The 15367-nt window shown below is 45.8% G+C and carries 12 protein-coding genes and 1 riboswitch; of the genes, 2 read left to right on the forward strand and 10 right to left on the reverse strand.

Annotation, left to right across the window (positions count from 1 at the left end; genetic code table 11):
- Positions 1-301: 301 nt before the first annotated feature.
- The gene (gldA, locus tag KN811_RS08620) at positions 302-1219 is read left to right on the forward strand and encodes a gliding motility-associated ABC transporter ATP-binding subunit GldA (RefSeq protein ID WP_187965338.1); all 918 of its coding nucleotides are present in this window, start codon (positions 302-304) and stop codon (positions 1217-1219) included.
- A gap of 27 nt (positions 1220-1246) precedes the next feature.
- Here the strand turns inward: gldA and KN811_RS08625 are convergent, their stop codons facing one another.
- The 10 genes from KN811_RS08625 to KN811_RS08670 all read right to left on the reverse strand — a co-directional run bounded on the left by KN811_RS08625 (position 1247) and on the right by KN811_RS08670 (position 14307).
- On the reverse strand, positions 1247-1834 hold the full coding sequence (locus KN811_RS08625; RefSeq protein WP_216334778.1) for a transposase: 588 nt from the start codon (positions 1832-1834) through the stop codon (positions 1247-1249).
- Positions 1835-2074: 240 nt separating this feature from the next.
- Positions 2075-2821, reverse strand: coding sequence for a head GIN domain-containing protein (locus tag KN811_RS08630; RefSeq protein WP_187965339.1), 747 nt, complete (start codon positions 2819-2821; stop codon positions 2075-2077).
- A gap of 94 nt (positions 2822-2915) precedes the next feature.
- Complete coding sequence (locus KN811_RS08635; RefSeq protein ID WP_187965340.1) at positions 2916-4019, reverse strand: acyloxyacyl hydrolase; 1104 nt, start codon at positions 4017-4019, stop codon at positions 2916-2918.
- Between the two features lie 142 nt (positions 4020-4161).
- Positions 4162-5115 (reverse strand): methylenetetrahydrofolate reductase [NAD(P)H], encoded by a 954-nt coding sequence (gene metF, locus KN811_RS08640; RefSeq protein WP_187965341.1) that lies wholly within the window; start codon positions 5113-5115, stop codon positions 4162-4164.
- 80 nt (positions 5116-5195) lie between these two features.
- The gene (metH, locus tag KN811_RS08645; protein WP_187965367.1) at positions 5196-7928 is read right to left on the reverse strand and encodes a methionine synthase; all 2733 of its coding nucleotides are present in this window, start codon (positions 7926-7928) and stop codon (positions 5196-5198) included.
- A 151-nt stretch (positions 7929-8079) separates the two neighbouring features.
- Positions 8080-9090, reverse strand: coding sequence for a homocysteine S-methyltransferase family protein (locus tag KN811_RS08650; protein ID WP_187965342.1), 1011 nt, complete (start codon positions 9088-9090; stop codon positions 8080-8082).
- Between the two features lie 107 nt (positions 9091-9197).
- Positions 9198-9303, reverse strand: a riboswitch (SAM riboswitch).
- Between the two features lie 254 nt (positions 9304-9557).
- Positions 9558-10616, reverse strand: a complete 1059-nt coding sequence (locus KN811_RS08655) for an NAD(P)/FAD-dependent oxidoreductase (RefSeq protein ID WP_187965343.1) — start codon at positions 10614-10616, stop codon at positions 9558-9560.
- Positions 10617-10721: 105 nt separating this feature from the next.
- The gene (locus KN811_RS08660) at positions 10722-11300 is read right to left on the reverse strand and encodes a precorrin-2 dehydrogenase/sirohydrochlorin ferrochelatase family protein (RefSeq protein WP_187965344.1); all 579 of its coding nucleotides are present in this window, start codon (positions 11298-11300) and stop codon (positions 10722-10724) included.
- A 22-nt stretch (positions 11301-11322) separates the two neighbouring features.
- Positions 11323-12126, reverse strand: coding sequence for a uroporphyrinogen-III C-methyltransferase (gene cobA, locus KN811_RS08665; protein ID WP_187965345.1), 804 nt, complete (start codon positions 12124-12126; stop codon positions 11323-11325).
- A gap of 63 nt (positions 12127-12189) precedes the next feature.
- Entirely contained in the window at positions 12190-14307 is a 2118-nt protein-coding gene (locus tag KN811_RS08670) for a HEPN domain-containing protein (protein ID WP_187965346.1), read from the reverse strand.
- Positions 14308-14632: 325 nt separating this feature from the next.
- On the opposite strand from KN811_RS08670, the gene KN811_RS08675 reads away from it, so the two are divergent.
- A complete protein-coding gene (locus KN811_RS08675) occupies positions 14633-15307 on the forward strand; it encodes a PrsW family intramembrane metalloprotease (protein WP_187965347.1) in 675 nt (224 codons plus the stop codon).
- Positions 15308-15367 lie beyond the last annotated feature (60 nt).

Consider the following 15367-nt stretch of genomic DNA (forward strand, 5'->3'; position numbering starts at 1 on the left):
CCGAAAAGGATTTTTTTTGAATTTTCTGAAAAAACCACAAAAAATGTCAAATCGGGAATATAATGTGGTTTTAATTAGCATATTAAGATTACCAAATAAAGAAGGAATCTCCCTCCCCTTCGGGACCTCCCCCCAAAGGGAGGAATTGTTCTATATTATGTGTTTGTTAAGCTGATAATTTTCTCCCCCTTGGGGGGAGATGCCGCAGGCAGAGGGGACACCTTCTTTTTAAGACACATTTTGCACTGGCCTTAATTTCCGTTTATGTATTTTTGAAGACGGAACCAATATTATCGTTGTCATGTCTATAGAAGTTACCCATATCTCTAAAGCCTACGGAAGTCAGAAGGCCCTTAACGATGTATCCTTTTCCCTGAAAAAGGGCGAGGTTGTCGGGTTTCTCGGTCCCAACGGCGCCGGAAAGTCTACCATGATGAAGATACTCACCACTTACATTGCTGCCAATGGCGGACAGGCCCGGGTGAACGGTTTTGACGTGGCCACTCAAAAAAAGGATGTACAGAAAAGCATAGGTTACCTGCCCGAACACAATCCTTTATATCTCGATATGTACGTAAAGGAATACCTGGGCTTCAGCGCTTCCATTTACGGATCAGCGGGAAAAAAGACCGGCAAGGAAAGGATCAAAGAGGTCATTGATCTTACGGGGCTCTCCCCTGAAGCACATAAAAAGATAGGGCAGCTTTCCAAGGGATACCGCCAGCGCACCGGACTGGCTGCGGCCATGCTTCATGACCCGGAAGTGCTTATCCTGGACGAGCCCACCACAGGCCTCGACCCCAACCAACTGATAGAAATAAGGAGTTTGATACGCGATATGGGACAGGAAAAGACCGTACTGCTCTCCACACATATCATGCAGGAAGTCGAAGCCATTTGCGACCGTGTTATAATCATTAACAAAGGGGAGATAGTGGCCGATAAAAAACTGGCTTCCCTCCGTGAAGGGACAGAACAGATCATCGAAGTGGAATTTGATTATCGCGTGGAACCGTTATTGCTGGAAAACCTTCCCCAGGTACAGTCGGTGAACAATATTTATGATTTTGTTTACGAGCTGCGGTTCAATACAACCAAAGACATGCGTCCGGCCGTGTTCGATTTTGCCCATGACAATGGGTTAAAAACCCTGAAGCTGAACAAGAAGAACAAAAACCTGGAAAGTTTGTTCCGGGAATTGACGGGGAACAAACCGTAGGGGCGCAATGCATTGCGCCTCAACCATTCATAACAAATCGCCTTTTTCCCAATTTCCTGGATTATCCGAAATATATTTTACAATCCGGTCATATTCCTGTTTGTCCCTGATAATACGATCGTAAAACCCCGATTGCCACGCAAAACTCGGGATAATCGGGCGGGCATTTCGGGTCACCCCAATTTTAAACCCACGAATAACAGATGCCAGGTTTTTGTATTGCGGCCCGAATTGGTTTTTCGCGGTATTACCATGTGTAGGGATACAATGCATTGTAGTAGGGGCGCAATGCATTGCGCCCCTACGGGCCGATTCGTCCCGCATATTATATTGATTTTCCCCGATAACGATAATCCCGTGAAAATGATTGGGCATCACCACAAATTCACCCAATTTTAAATTCATATCCAGCCGTAAAACAGGCCCTTTAATCCATTCTTCCTCTACAATTTTGCCAATATCCGACGGTACCATTTTTCTATGATCTATTTTCCCAAAACAGCACTCCCTGTTTTTGGTACAAATGGTAATAAAATATGCACCTTCTCTGGCATAATCATATCCGGGCAGTCGAATTGAACGCTTGTTGTGTTTTTCAGGATCGTATTTCATCATTTTATTTCCTACGGTTTATCAACAATATATAAACCCGGAATATTTGAAAATAAAATATCTCTCAGGTATTTTGCCTAATCACAGAATTTACATTCTAATATAGATACACTATCGCTGACAAAAAGTCCCAAAATTTGTCAACAACAAGCAGAAATACTGAGCAAGTGAAGCTACGATAACCTCCTCTCTACAACGATAATTTTTGCACTGATTACCCTGTAATCCTTTCGAGAAATCAAGCTATTCTTCAAACCGCAATTCTCCCTTGTAATGCTCCATCACTTCCACCATCGGAGGACGGTTTACGGAAATGACGTTTCCGGTACTGTATATATCTCCCCTAATAGCTTGTATAGGGTTGACGATAATATCGTTAGAACTGCGGTGATAAATTTCGACTTCATCGGCCTGAAAACCGGCGGCTTCGATACGGGAATTTCCGGCGGCGAGAAAGAGGTTCATTTTTTTGGTACTTCCTTCCAAGTAACAGTTGGACAGGTTGTTAAATACCAGCCGGAAACTATTGTTTTCAATGTTCAGGTAAAAATTCCCTACATTTTGATAATCACTCCCGTAATTTTCGGAAACGATCCTGATATCCGGATAGGTAAGCACTCCTTCCGAGCGGATATCCAGTTGGGTGGAGCTCCTTATTTCGGTAATGTTTGGCGCAGTTACATAGATCGTCGTACCATCGTAGTCCCGGAAAAAATTGCAGGTGGCATCATTGGAAAGGGTCAACTGCCCCTCCAGTACTTCTGCACGAATATCATTGAGTAGATTTTTTCCGCTTTCTATAACAACGCTGTACTCTTCGGCTTCTTTCAGCACCATTGCTACTCCTTCGTTCACTAAAATACGGGAAAAAACCTCTGTTTCGACTTTTTTCTGTACGGTACTTCCTGCTGTTTTAAGACAGTCTCCGGCATTTTCGCTGTCGCAGGCAAAAAGAAAAATAACCAGGATGATGTATATGTTTGTCTTCATTTGTTCGTAATATTCTGGTGAGGCCGCATGCTCCGACTCCGTTCAGCAACCGTAGATCTGTCTTTACATTTTTCTATTATCCGATATCTAAAATCTAAAATCTGATCCCCACCCCAAATTCTACTGCTTCTGCTTTGGCAGCATGTGTTTTCAGGGTCAATGCCCCGAATAATTTGGGGCTAATATAATATTTCAGGCCTATGCGCTGGTAAAAACGCCCTTCGAAATCTACCGGGTAATACAGGTAATACCCCAATTGTGTAACGAGAGACAGTTTGTTTACAAACAGTTCATGCCCTGCGAAAATCCCGGTCCTTTTGTAATCTTCCCTGCCGGAAATTCCGTCTTCGGGATAGGCTATGCTCTTAAATTTTATATATTCTTTCAGAAAATTGGAATAGAACACTTCGGTCCCTAACTGTACGGCGCTTTTCCGGCTCAACCGCTTATCGGCATAAAAGGAAAAGATATAAAAGGGATACTGCCCGCTATCTACAATATCGCTTTCATTTACTCCGGAACGGAAAACCATATTGTACCTCACAGGTTCCGTAAATTTTTCGCGGGCAGCGGCTCGTATAAATTCCGGTTGTTCTTCGTCCAGTTGATAATTGACCCCGACATTGAAGGTGATACTGTTGATACTGGTGTTGGGTGCCTTTACGTTGGCATTGGAATAGTGGATCAGGGAAAATCCGGCCTGCAGGCCCAACCGGTCGAGGATCCGCTCTTTTTTATAGTTGAGCATCAGGTAGGTACTGCTCATGATCTGCGACCCGAAAGCAATGTTCCGGTAATTTTCTTCTTTGTCGTACGGATCGGTAGTATAGGCCAGTCCCTGCCCCACCCTTAGCATCAGGTTACGGTTAAAGAAATAGAAATTGTAGTGGGCGTAAAGGCCGTAGTTTTTCCCCAGGTATTCGTTTTTCAGGTTTTGATAACTGAAGGAAAGCCCGTAATCGGGATAGTTGTATAGCTGTTCCCATGCTTTTTGCCCGAAAGTCTTCCGGCTCCAGCCCAGGATCATCCCTTCCGGATGAGCTGTGATAAGATGTTGTATATCGGTGTTATGAAGCGCTATATTCCCATAGAAATAACTGGCATCCACATAGGAAAAGTGTTTGTTCCCTTCCCTTTTTTCCTGGCCGGAGACAAACACCTGAAACAAAATAAAAAAGACAGTAAAAACTTTCTTCATGCCGTTGAGTTCAGCACAAAAGTATATTTTATTTTCTACATAACGCAGGAGAACCGACCTAAGACTACACGGCATAAGACATAGGACTTCAGAACACTCTCTTTTATATCTTATGTCTTACGTCTTTTTGTCCTACGTCTTATTAAAACACTTCCGAAGCAATGGCCTTGATGTTGTTTGATTTTCCCATGGAATAGTAGTGCAGCACGGGGACACCGGCCTCCTTGAGCTCCCTGGACTGTTGTATTCCCCATTCTATACCCACCTGGCGGACTTCCTTGTTGTTCTTACATTGCTCCACGGCACGGATAAGTTCTTCGGGAATATCGATCTTAAATACCTGTGGCAACAATTGCAGATGTCTTTTCACTGCTATGGGTTTAATCCCGGGGATGATGGGGACATTGATCCCTATTTCCCTTGCTTTTTCTACAAATTCAAAAAATTTACTGTTATCAAAAAACATCTGGGTCACTACATAATCCGCCCCGGCATTCACTTTTTCCTGGAGCTTCTTCAGGTCGTAATCCAGCGAAGGGGCTTCCAGGTGTTTTTCCGGATATCCGGCCACTCCTATGCAAAAATCAGGATTGTTGTTGGTCTCTACCACATCGTGCAGGTATTTTCCCCTGGTAACATCCTTTATCTGTTTTACCAGTTGGTCGGCATAGGCATGCCCACCTTTTGTGGGTTCAAAATAACGCTGGTGTTTCATCGCATCTCCGCGAAGGGCCATGACGTTTTCTATGCCCAGGTAGTGGCAATCTACCAGCATGTATTCGGTTTCTTCTTTGGTAAATCCGCCACAGAGCACATGGGGTATGGTGTCTACATTAAACTTGTGTTTTATGGACGCACAGATCCCCACTGTTCCGGGACGCATTCTTACGATCTTACGGTCCAGCAGGCCTTCCTTTTCTATATAAACATATTCCTCCCTGGAGGTGGTTACATCAATAAACGGCGGATCGAACTCCATTAAAGGGTCTATATTGTTGTATAATTCCTGTATGTTCGCTCCTTTTTGCGGGGGAACGATCTCAAACGAAAACAGGGTTTTTCCGTTGGCTCGTTCTATGTGTTCTGTTACCTTCACTCGTTTAGTTATTTTTTTGTGGTCACTTTACTTTTTGAGGACACTTACTGTGTAGCCGTTGCATGCAACGGCTTTACGGGTTAATCTGCTATGTTGGGGCTAAGCCATTTCTGGGCTTCTTCTAGGGGGATTCCCCTTCTTTTGGCATAATCGGCTACCTGGTCGCCCTTGATCTTTCCCAGTCCGAAATACTTGCTTTCGGGATGTCCGAAATAGTATCCGGAAACGGATGATGCGGGCCACATGGCCAGGCTTTCGGTAAGTGCTACCCCACTATTTTCCTCGGCATTCAGCAGCTTCCAGATGGTTCTTTTTTCCAGGTGATCCGGACAGGCAGGATAGCCTGGTGCAGGGCGAATGCCTTTATATGATTCCTTTATGAGTTCCTGATTGGTCAGGGATTCTTTGGCAGCATATCCCCAGAACTCCTTTCGCACTTTTTCGTGCAGGTATTCGGCAAAGGCCTCGGCAAGCCTGTCGGCCAGGGCTTTTACCATGATGGAGTTGTAATCGTCAAACTTTTTTTCAAATTCAGCAGCCTTTTCTTCTACCCCAAATCCGGCAGACACACAAAAGGCGCCGACATAATCCCGGATACCTGCGCTTTCGGGAGCTACGAAATCGGCCAGGGCTATATTCGAAACCCTTTTGTTCTTTTTGGACTGCTGCCTCAGGGTGAGGAAGGTATCTATTTGATTTCCGTCCTCGTCATAGATAGCGATATCATCGTCATTGACCTGGTTTGCCGGGAACAATCCGTAAACTCCCCTGGCCTTTAACCATTTTTCTCCAATGAGAACAGCCAGCATTTCCCGGGCATCTTCAAAGAGGGATGTAGCCTGCTCTCCTACTACCTTGTCGGTAAGGATATCCGGATATTTGCCGTGCAGGTCCCAGGTGCGGAAAAAAGGTGTCCAGTCTATATAATCCAGTAATTCTTCCAGATTGACTTCAATGCTGTGAACTCCCGGTTTTTTGGGCTTCATTGGTTTGTAACCGTCCCATTCCAGTTGCAGTTTATTTTCGCGGGCTTTTTCAATAGTAAGGTATTCTTTTACTTTTGACCTGCTCAGGAAACCTTCGCGCAACTTGTCGTATTCTTCCCGGACGGACCTGCAATACTCCTTTTTTGTCTTTTCGTTGAGCAGGTTACTGGCTACGGTTACCGCACGCGAGGCATCGTTGACATGTACTACCGTCTCCCGGTATGCGGGGGCTATTTTTACGGCTGTATGTGCTCTCGATGTCGTTGCTCCCCCGATGAGTACCGGTATATTAATTTCGAGTTTATCCAGTTCTTTGGCCAGGTAAACCATTTCGTCCAATGACGGGGTGATTAGTCCGCTGAGGCCTATAATGTCCACATTTTCGTCCATGGCAGTCTGAATGATCTTTTCGGGCGGTACCATGACACCAAGGTCCAGCACTTCATAATTATTACATCCGAGTACTACACTTACAATATTTTTACCGATATCGTGAACATCGCCTTTGACCGTGGCCATAAGTATTTTCCCGACGGCCTTTGTCTCGGTCCCTGCGGGAAGTTTTTTCTTTTCTTCTTCAATGAAAGGCAGAAGATAGGCCACCGCCCTTTTCATCACCCGGGCGGATTTTACCACCTGGGGCAGGAACATCTTTCCGCTTCCGAAGAGATCGCCTACGACGTTCATTCCGTTCATCAGGTAGGTTTCGATGACTTCTATGGGTTTATCTACCTGTTGCCGGGCCTCTTCCACATCGCCTTCTATAAATTCGTCTATTCCTTTTACCAGCGCATGGGTGACCCGTTCCTGAAGGTTTCCGGAACGCCATTCCTGCAGTTTTTTCTCTGAGGACTTTCCGTTGCCTTTCACTTTTTCAGCATAATCCAGGAGCCGCTCTGTGGCGTCGTCCCTCCGGTCGAGCAGTACGTCTTCTATATATTCCAGCAGTTCTTTTGGAATTTCATCGTATACCTCCAGCATTTCGGGGTTTACGATCCCCATGTTCATACCGTGTTGTATGGCATGGTACAGAAATGCAGCATTCATGGCTTCCCGCACCGCATTATTCCCCCTGAAGGAAAAAGAAACGTTACTCACCCCTCCGCTTACACTGGCATAAGGAAGGTTTTCCCGTATCCATTTGGCGGCCCTGAAAAAGTCTACCGCATTCTTACGGTGTTCCTCCATTCCGGTGCCTACCGGGAAGATATTGGGGTCGAATATGATGTCTTCCGGCGCAAACTTTACCTTATCTACCAGAATATCGTAGGAGCGTTTGCATATTTCTATCCTGCGCTCGTAATTATCGGCCTGGCCTACCTCGTCAAAAGCCATGACAATAACCGCAGCACCGTATCGCCTGATAGTTTTGGCATGACGGATAAAGGTCTCCTCTCCTTCTTTCAGGCTGATGGAATTTACGATACATTTTCCCTGTACGACCTTGAGCCCGGCCTCGATGATCTCCCATTTGGAACTGTCGATCATGATCGGTACACGGGCGATATCCGGTTCGGATGCGATCAGGTTGAGAAATGTGGTCATGATGCTCACACCGTCTATCATTCCTTCGTCCATGTTCACATCGATGATCTGGGCGCCGCCTTCTACCTGTGCCCGGGCTACTTCCAGGGCTTCGTTATATTTTTCCTCCTTGATGAGGCGCAGGAACCTTCGCGAACCGGTTACGTTGGTACGTTCACCGATGTTGATAAAATTGCTCTCAGGGGTTATGATCAAAGGTTCAAGACCGGACAGCCTTAACGGCCTAACCGTTCTCCGGGCACCTTCTCCTCCCCCATTTTCAAACTGATTTTCTTCTGTTATTTCCTTTTCCACCTCTCTCGACCGATATATTTTATTGGATGTAATGATATTACATTTCCATTATTATGGGTTGGGGCGTAAAATATTACGCCCTTACTGTTTGATTGGGACGTAAAATATCACGTCCTTACTGTGGTGGGGGCTTAATGCATTACGCCCCTACGGTTTCTGTGTTTTGTTTTCGGGGGCTGTACCGGGCCGCTGCTTCTGCTATGAGGCGGATGTGTTCCGGGGTGGTCCCGCAACATCCCCCGATAATGTTTATCAGGTTGTCGTCCAGGTATTCCCTGATCAGGGCCTGCATTTCTTCCGGTGTCTGGTCATATTCTCCAAAGGCATTGGGCAGGCCTGCGTTGGGGTGTGCCGAAATATTGAGATCGGTATTCTGCCCCAGGCGCTTCAGGTAGGGTTTCAGCTGGTCGGCTCCGAGCGCACAGTTGAAACCTACGCTCAACAGCGGAATATGGGTAATGGATATCAAAAAGGCCTCTACGGTCTGCCCGGAAAGGGTTCTCCCGGAAGCATCGGTAATAGTGCCGCTAACCATGACAGGGGTATCCAACCCCCGTTCTTCTTTCATTTCTTCTATGGCAAAAAGTGCAGCCTTGGCATTCAGGGTATCGAAAATGGTCTCTACGAGAAGAATGTCTACCCCGCCATCCACAAGCGCTTCCACCTGTTGTTTATATGCTGTTTTGAGTTCGTCGAAACTGACAGCTCTGTATCCCGGGTCGTTGACATCGGGCGACATGCTTGCCGTTTTGTTTGTGGGGCCAATGGCTCCGGCGACAAACCTGGGCTTTTCCGGGTTTTTAGCGGTAAACTCATCAGCCACTTCACGGGCGATCCTGGCCGACTCGTAATTCAGCTCATAAACCAGGTCTTCCATATAATAATCGGCCATGGCTATTGTAGTGCCCGAAAAAGTATTAGTCTCCACAATATCTGCCCCGACTTCGAAATAACTGGCATGGATCTCTGCAATCGCTTTTGGCTGGGTTAATGACAACAGGTCGTTATTCCCTTTCAACGGGTGCGGATAGTCTTTGAAACGCTCTCCCCGGAAGTCTTCTTCCGTAAACTGGTATCTCTGGAGCATGGTTCCCATGGCCCCGTCCAGCACCAGTATCCTTTTTTGCAGTTCTTCTCTTAACGCACTCATAAGATGATACGGTTAATGACCGTCTTAGCTATAAATATCGGGCTTATAACGATCGGTTAAATTATAGAAAGTTATCAGGAAACAGGGGAAAAATACGGGAAGTATTTTTGTCATCTGTCCCTGCCGATGCAGGGTAGAATTTAGCACCTTCTCCGCAGTGGAGGGTTGCTAAGGCTTCGCCGGGTCTAGTCCCTCTGCCTTTCTTGATAACTTAATTCAATAAATTTGACTTATGACTTCATGACTTACGACATATGACTTTTTTACATATCTTATGCCTTGCATCTTGTAGTCTTTACGTCTGAGCAATAAATCAGATTGCAAAGAAATGTAATACCTTTTTCTTTTGCAAGCGAATTGTTGTTTTTTATTGATAAACAGCCCTCCCCGGATATCCGGCAGGGCTGTTGTGCAATATATGTTCTAAGCGGATCATCGGTGCAATGCATTGCACCCCTACGGGTTGTTTATACCTCGATGGCCTTGATAACCTCTTTCTTGGCTTCTTTTTTGGTGCCGTCGAAACCTTGTATTCCGCCTACGGTGGTGTATTTCATAACATACCGTTTGTCCGGGAATATACGTTGGTAGGCACTCTGGCACATGATAGCAGCCTCGTGGAAACCGGAGAGGATCAGCTTTAGTTTTCCTTTATAGGTGTTGACGTCCCCTATGGCATATATGCCCGGGACATTGGTGGAATAATCATACGAATTGTCTACCTTGATAGCATTCTTTTCGATTTCCAGTCCCCAGTTGGCAATAGGCCCCAGTTTGGGAGACAGTCCGAACAGAGGGATAAAATGGTCTGCTTCATGGATAAATTCTCCCTCGTCTTTATGTCGTATCACTACAGAATTTAACTCGTTTTCACCGAGTAGCCCTACCACTTCGGCCTGGGTTATGAGGTTGACCTTTCCGAGTTTGGCCAGTTCTCCCACTTTTTCCACGGAATCCAGGGCCCCGCGAAATTCGTTCCTGCGGTGCACCAGGGTTACTTCAGATGCTACATCGGCCAGGAAAATAGACCAGTCGAGTGCAGAATCTCCTCCCCCGGCGATCACTACCTTCTTGTCCCGGTAAACTTCCGGGTCTTTTATCATATAAGATACACCCTTGTCTTCGTAGTTCGCAATATTGTCTATAAGAGGCTTCTTGGGCTCGAAAGACCCCAATCCTCCGGCGATAGCGATGACCGGGGCATGGTGTTTCGTACCTTTATTGGTGGTAACGATAAACGTCCCATCTTCGAGCTTTTCAATGGTCTCGGCCCGTTCTCCCAGTGTAAATCCGGGGCTAAAGGGTTTTATCTGCTCCATCAGGTTATCCACCAGATCACCTGCTTTGATCTCAGGAAATCCGGGAATATCGTAAATGGGTTTTTTAGGATACAACTCCGAACATTGCCCTCCGGGTTGTGGAAGGGCATCTATTAAATGCGTCTTTAATTTTAACAACCCGGCCTCAAAAACCGTAAACAGACCTGTGGGTCCCGCTCCGATGATTAAAATATCCGTCTTTATCATTTTCTGTTTCTGTTATAATATTTAGTAGTGTTAATTTTTTCTTTTTCGTAGCAATTTTTTTTGGCGGAGGGAGGTTTATTTGGAGCCCCCCAAGAATAAATTCACTTAGCTTTTGTTAATGAATGACTTCGTTATATGATTCAGTTTTTCCACTTTATTTTCGAAATTTTCCCTGAGAGTGCTGCGGTATTGGTTCAGGTTTTCTACGAGTTCGTCAATATCGTCGGGGATGATCTCTTCGAAGAGCTGCCGCAATCTTTTGGCCATGGTGGGTGACTTTCCATTGGTGGATATAGCGATCTTTACATTACCCTTGGTAACAATTCCGCCGAGATAAAGATCGCACAGCTCCGGAGTATCGGCCACGTTGACCAGTATATTCCTTTCGCGGGCATCCTCACATATCTGTTTGTTTACCTCCGGATCGTTAGTAGCAGCTATGACCAGATGTTTTTTATGCAACACATTGGTGGTATACGGTCTATGCAACAGGGGTACGCCATGTTCTTCTGCCAGTACCCTAACTTCTTCACTAAACTCCTCAGCCACTACGATCACCCTGGCATTGGGACTGGATTTCAGCATAAAGGACAACTTTTCATAGCCTACATTCCCGGCCCCCACGATCAGCACATTGAGTTCGTGTAACTTCAGGAATACCGGGTATAGTTCGTTCTTTTTCATAGTATCTTTTCCCAGCGGGACATTATCGTTTAAACAGTTTCACATTTTTCCCCTCCGGGCCGAATACATGCGGAGCCAGGGTATTCACTTCTTCATACAGTCCCCGGAGTTTTACACTTTGCCTTACAACCTCCCCTATCACAATAATAGCGGGTGATCCCAGCTTTTTATCACGGACTACCTCATCTATGGTATCTACGGTCCCGCAACCGAAATACTCATTGGCCGTAGTGCCATTCTGGATAACCGCTACGGGAACTTCGCCTTTTCCGGCTTTCCGGAACAGTTGCATGATCTGGTTGATCTTGCTCATTCCCATCAGTATCACCACAGTGGCAGTAGACTGTGCGGCAAGCCGGACATCCCCGGACAGTTTCCCGGAAGATGTGGTGCCTGTTATCACCCAAAAACTCTCGGCCACATGTCTTTTGGTCAGGGAAATACCCTGGTATGCGGGGACAGCCACAGAAGAGGTTATTCCGGGTACTGTTTCGGTCTCCACTCCAAAGCTCTCGGCATAATCGATCTCTTCAGTACCACGTCCGAAAATAAAGGGATCGCCCCCCTTGAGCCTCACCACCGTTCCGGATTCAAAAGCATGCTGCACGATAAGCTTGTTGATCTCTTCCTGCGAACGGGCGTGATATCCTTTTCGTTTTCCGACAAATATCTTCTTCGCTCCAGAGGCATGCTCCAGGATATCCCTGTTGATCAGGGCATCATACAGCACTACATTTGCCGATTGCAATGCTTTTACCCCTTTCAGGGTAATAAGCTCTGCATCTCCCGGACCTGCTCCTACTAATATTAATTTTGGTCTTTTCATGTATATCTAAAAACAGCCTGTCTATATAGATGGCCTTACCGCCAATCTCAAATATTTCTTATCTTAACTAGCCACCAGTTCCTGCTCCCTGTAGCTCTTGATCTGGTTAAAGAAAGACCGGGAATCGGCCAGGTATTTTTTTGCAAAATCTCCAGACGGCTCGTTTTTGTTGATCTGGTATACCAGGTCTGCAAAGGTCTTTCCTGCTTTCTTGTCCAGTTCTATTTTTCCTTCGTCTACAAACACTTCCTGGAACTGCTTTACAATCCCGGCATGGGTATTGGTCTTCTTGTTTTCAGACAACAACAGGGCCTTAGCAGTATTTATCAGTGCGGAATAAGCATGGTAAATACTATCTGACCAGCGCTGCTCCTCAATGGATTTTATGGCATTGTCTATCTTTTCCTCGCTTTCGAACAGCAGGGTTGCTACCAGGTCTATGACCACACCGGCACATTCTCCCACACCAACTTCCTGTTTATAATCTTCGGTATGCCCCCAATCCTTGAAGTCATCTTCGGTGAGGTTGTCCGTATCCGAAAGCGGTTTAAGGATCTCGTAAAAATACGTTTTTCCCTGTCTGTCGTAATAATCCAGAAAAGTTTCTTTGCTTTCCGCATGATCCTTAAAGTCGTCCAGGATAGTTCTCAGGGCCTGGGGACCTCGTTTACTGGGTATTTTTATCACCTTATCAGCAAACCTTCCGTTCCCGTTACCCAGCACACCGCCTCCTAGCAATACCTGCAATGCGGGAGCCACCAGTTTTCCGGACCTTATGGACATGCCCTGGAAACCGATATGCGCCATCATGTGCTGCCCGCAGGCATTCATACAACCGCTTATTTTTATGGCTACATCCTTGTTATTCAGATATTCCGGGTATTCTTCCTTTAACACGCCTTCCAGCACTTCTGCTATCCCGGTACTGTTGGCGATTCCCAGGTTACAGGTATCGGTGCCGGGGCAGGCGGTAACATCTCCCGTGGTATTGTAGCCGGCATTGGTAAAGCCCAGTTTGCGCAGTTCTGTATAGAAGAATGGCAGCAGGTCTTCCCGGACATGACGTACCAGGATATTTTGCCTGAGGGAGAAACGCACTTCATTCCCTGCATAATCCCTAATCAGGTCGGCCAGCTTCCTGGCTTTGTCCGTATAAAAATCTCCCAGGAGTACTTTGATGCCGATAGCGACAAACCCTTCCTGCTTTTGCGGGATGACATTGGTCTTTTTCCATCCTTCATAGGCTTTCTTATCTTCTATATCTACTTCGGGCACCTTTATATTTTCCAGGGTTTTCAATGCGGTGGCATGACCGTCAAATCCATCAGTGTTGATAGGATATTTATCGAAAGGCAATGCCTTTTGCTCCTCCTCCACAAGACGCATAAACTCTTCTACCCCGACACTTTTTATCAGGAATTTCATCCGGGCTTTCATGCGCTTGGACCGTTCGCCGTAGCGGTCGAAAATACGGACCACACCTTCAATAAGCGGAATGAGGCGGTCTTCTTCCAGAAATTCATAGATCACATCGGCATGCCGGGGCTGTGATCCGAGCCCTCCTCCGAGCAATACCTTAAACCCCCGTTTTCCGTCTTTGATCCTGGGAATAAAACCCAGATCGTGCATATAACTCAATGCCGTGTCTTCATCAGAGGCAGAAAAAGATATTTTAAACTTACGCCCCATTTCCTGCCCTATGGGGTTCCTCAACATATACCGGAAAGTGGCATCGGCATACGGAGTAACATCAAAGGGTTCGTCAACATCAATTCCTGCGGTTTCACTTCCCGTAACATTACGTACAGTATTACCACAGGCCTCCCGGATGGTCACATCGTCTTTTGACAGTTCTGCCCACAATTCGGGGGTCCTGTCCAGGTTTACATAGTGGATCTGTATGTCCTGCCTGGTGGTTATGTGCAGGCGTCCGGTAGAATATTCGTCAGAAACATCAGCTATACGATGTAACTGTTCGCTCGTCACCTTTCCGTAAGGCAACTTTATACGTATCATCTGCACCCCCGGCTGCCGCTGACCATAGATCCCCCTGGCCAGGCGCAGGCTCTTGAAGCGCTCTTCATCCGTTTTCCCTTCGCGGAACAAACGTATTTTTCGTTCCAGTTCAATGATCTCTTTTTCAACAACGGGATTTTCTATTTCTGTTCTAAAGCTCTGCATCTCTATTAGTCTATTTAGTCGATAGGTTAATGGGTTTTAAATGCAAATGTATGATATAATTCTTTATAATCTATGGATTTACTAGATTTTTTTATTACACCCTCCGGAAAAATAGTTAATTGGCTCAGATTGATAGAGAGCAACAGAGGCAATAAATGAGGTTTGGCGATCGGGAGAAACCGAAATGCTAATGCACCAATTTAATCATAGCGCTCAATCCGCAGAGCTGAAAATAAAGTCGATTGTCCATACTTTTACCCAATCCCAGGGAAAAATTCCCTGACATTCCTGTACAGTATTGTCATTTTTTGATTATTTTTCGTCCATGAACATAATAATTTCCGCCCTGGCGCCAGTTGCCGCTGTTATTATTTATATCTACATCAAGGACAAGTACGAGAAAGAGCCGTTACGTCTGCTTTTTTTCAGTTTTGTCCTGGGGGCCGTAGCCAGTATTATTATTACCACCATTATTTCGATGGTATACCAGACCATGCTCCCCTTACCGGATAATTACAACATATGGCAACAATTCATAAAGGCCTTCCTGGTAGTTGGGCTTACCGAAGAATTCAGCAAATATGTCATTGTTCGTTATTTTGCCCAGCCCAATAAGGCTTTTAACGAACCTTTTGACGGGATTGTCTATGCGGTAATGGTATCTATGGGTTTTGCGGCAACCGAGAACATTTTCTATGTACTCGAAGGAGGTTATGAAGTGGCATTGCTAAGAGCTTTTACAGCAGTTCCCGCCCATGCCACTTTTGGTGTGCTCATGGGATATTTTATGGGAAAAGCCAAATTTTCCCGCAACAAGGCTGTGCTCAATTTATGCGGATTGTTTCTGGCCGCCATATTTCACGGAGCTTACGACTTTTTCCTGTTTATAAACTTTATTCCGGGAACATGGACCGGGGCCGTCATATCACTTGCTATCGGTCTCTTTTTGTCCCGAAAGGTCATAAAAAAACACCAGACCAATTCCCGGTTTAAGCTCTAATACAGAAGAATTTATCTGTTATTTTTTATTTGTTTTCAATAGGTCAGATAGAATGCCCTA

This window comes from Sinomicrobium weinanense (assembly GCF_018863395.1).
In the GTDB taxonomy this organism is placed as follows: domain Bacteria; phylum Bacteroidota; class Bacteroidia; order Flavobacteriales; family Flavobacteriaceae; genus Sinomicrobium; species Sinomicrobium weinanense.

What these genes read in the sequence shown, in the direction of transcription:
- gldA (WP_187965338.1), top strand. Translation starts at nt 302, where the DNA reads ATGTCTATAGAAGTTACCCATATCTCTAAAGCCTACGGAAGTCAGAAG.
- KN811_RS08625 (WP_216334778.1), bottom strand. Translation starts at nt 1,834, where the DNA reads ATGATGAAATACGATCCTGAAAAACACAACAAGCGTTCAATTCGACTG.
- KN811_RS08630 (WP_187965339.1), bottom strand. Translation starts at nt 2,821, where the DNA reads ATGAAGACAAACATATACATCATCCTGGTTATTTTTCTTTTTGCCTGC.
- KN811_RS08635 (WP_187965340.1), bottom strand. Translation starts at nt 4,019, where the DNA reads ATGAAGAAAGTTTTTACTGTCTTTTTTATTTTGTTTCAGGTGTTTGTC.
- KN811_RS08650 (WP_187965342.1), bottom strand. Translation starts at nt 9,090, where the DNA reads ATGAGTGCGTTAAGAGAAGAACTGCAAAAAAGGATACTGGTGCTGGAC.
- KN811_RS08655 (WP_187965343.1), bottom strand. Translation starts at nt 10,616, where the DNA reads ATGATAAAGACGGATATTTTAATCATCGGAGCGGGACCCACAGGTCTG.
- KN811_RS08660 (WP_187965344.1), bottom strand. Translation starts at nt 11,300, where the DNA reads ATGAAAAAGAACGAACTATACCCGGTATTCCTGAAGTTACACGAACTC.
- cobA (WP_187965345.1), bottom strand. Translation starts at nt 12,126, where the DNA reads ATGAAAAGACCAAAATTAATATTAGTAGGAGCAGGTCCGGGAGATGCA.
- KN811_RS08670 (WP_187965346.1), bottom strand. Translation starts at nt 14,307, where the DNA reads ATGCAGAGCTTTAGAACAGAAATAGAAAATCCCGTTGTTGAAAAAGAG.
- KN811_RS08675 (WP_187965347.1), top strand. Translation starts at nt 14,633, where the DNA reads ATGAACATAATAATTTCCGCCCTGGCGCCAGTTGCCGCTGTTATTATT.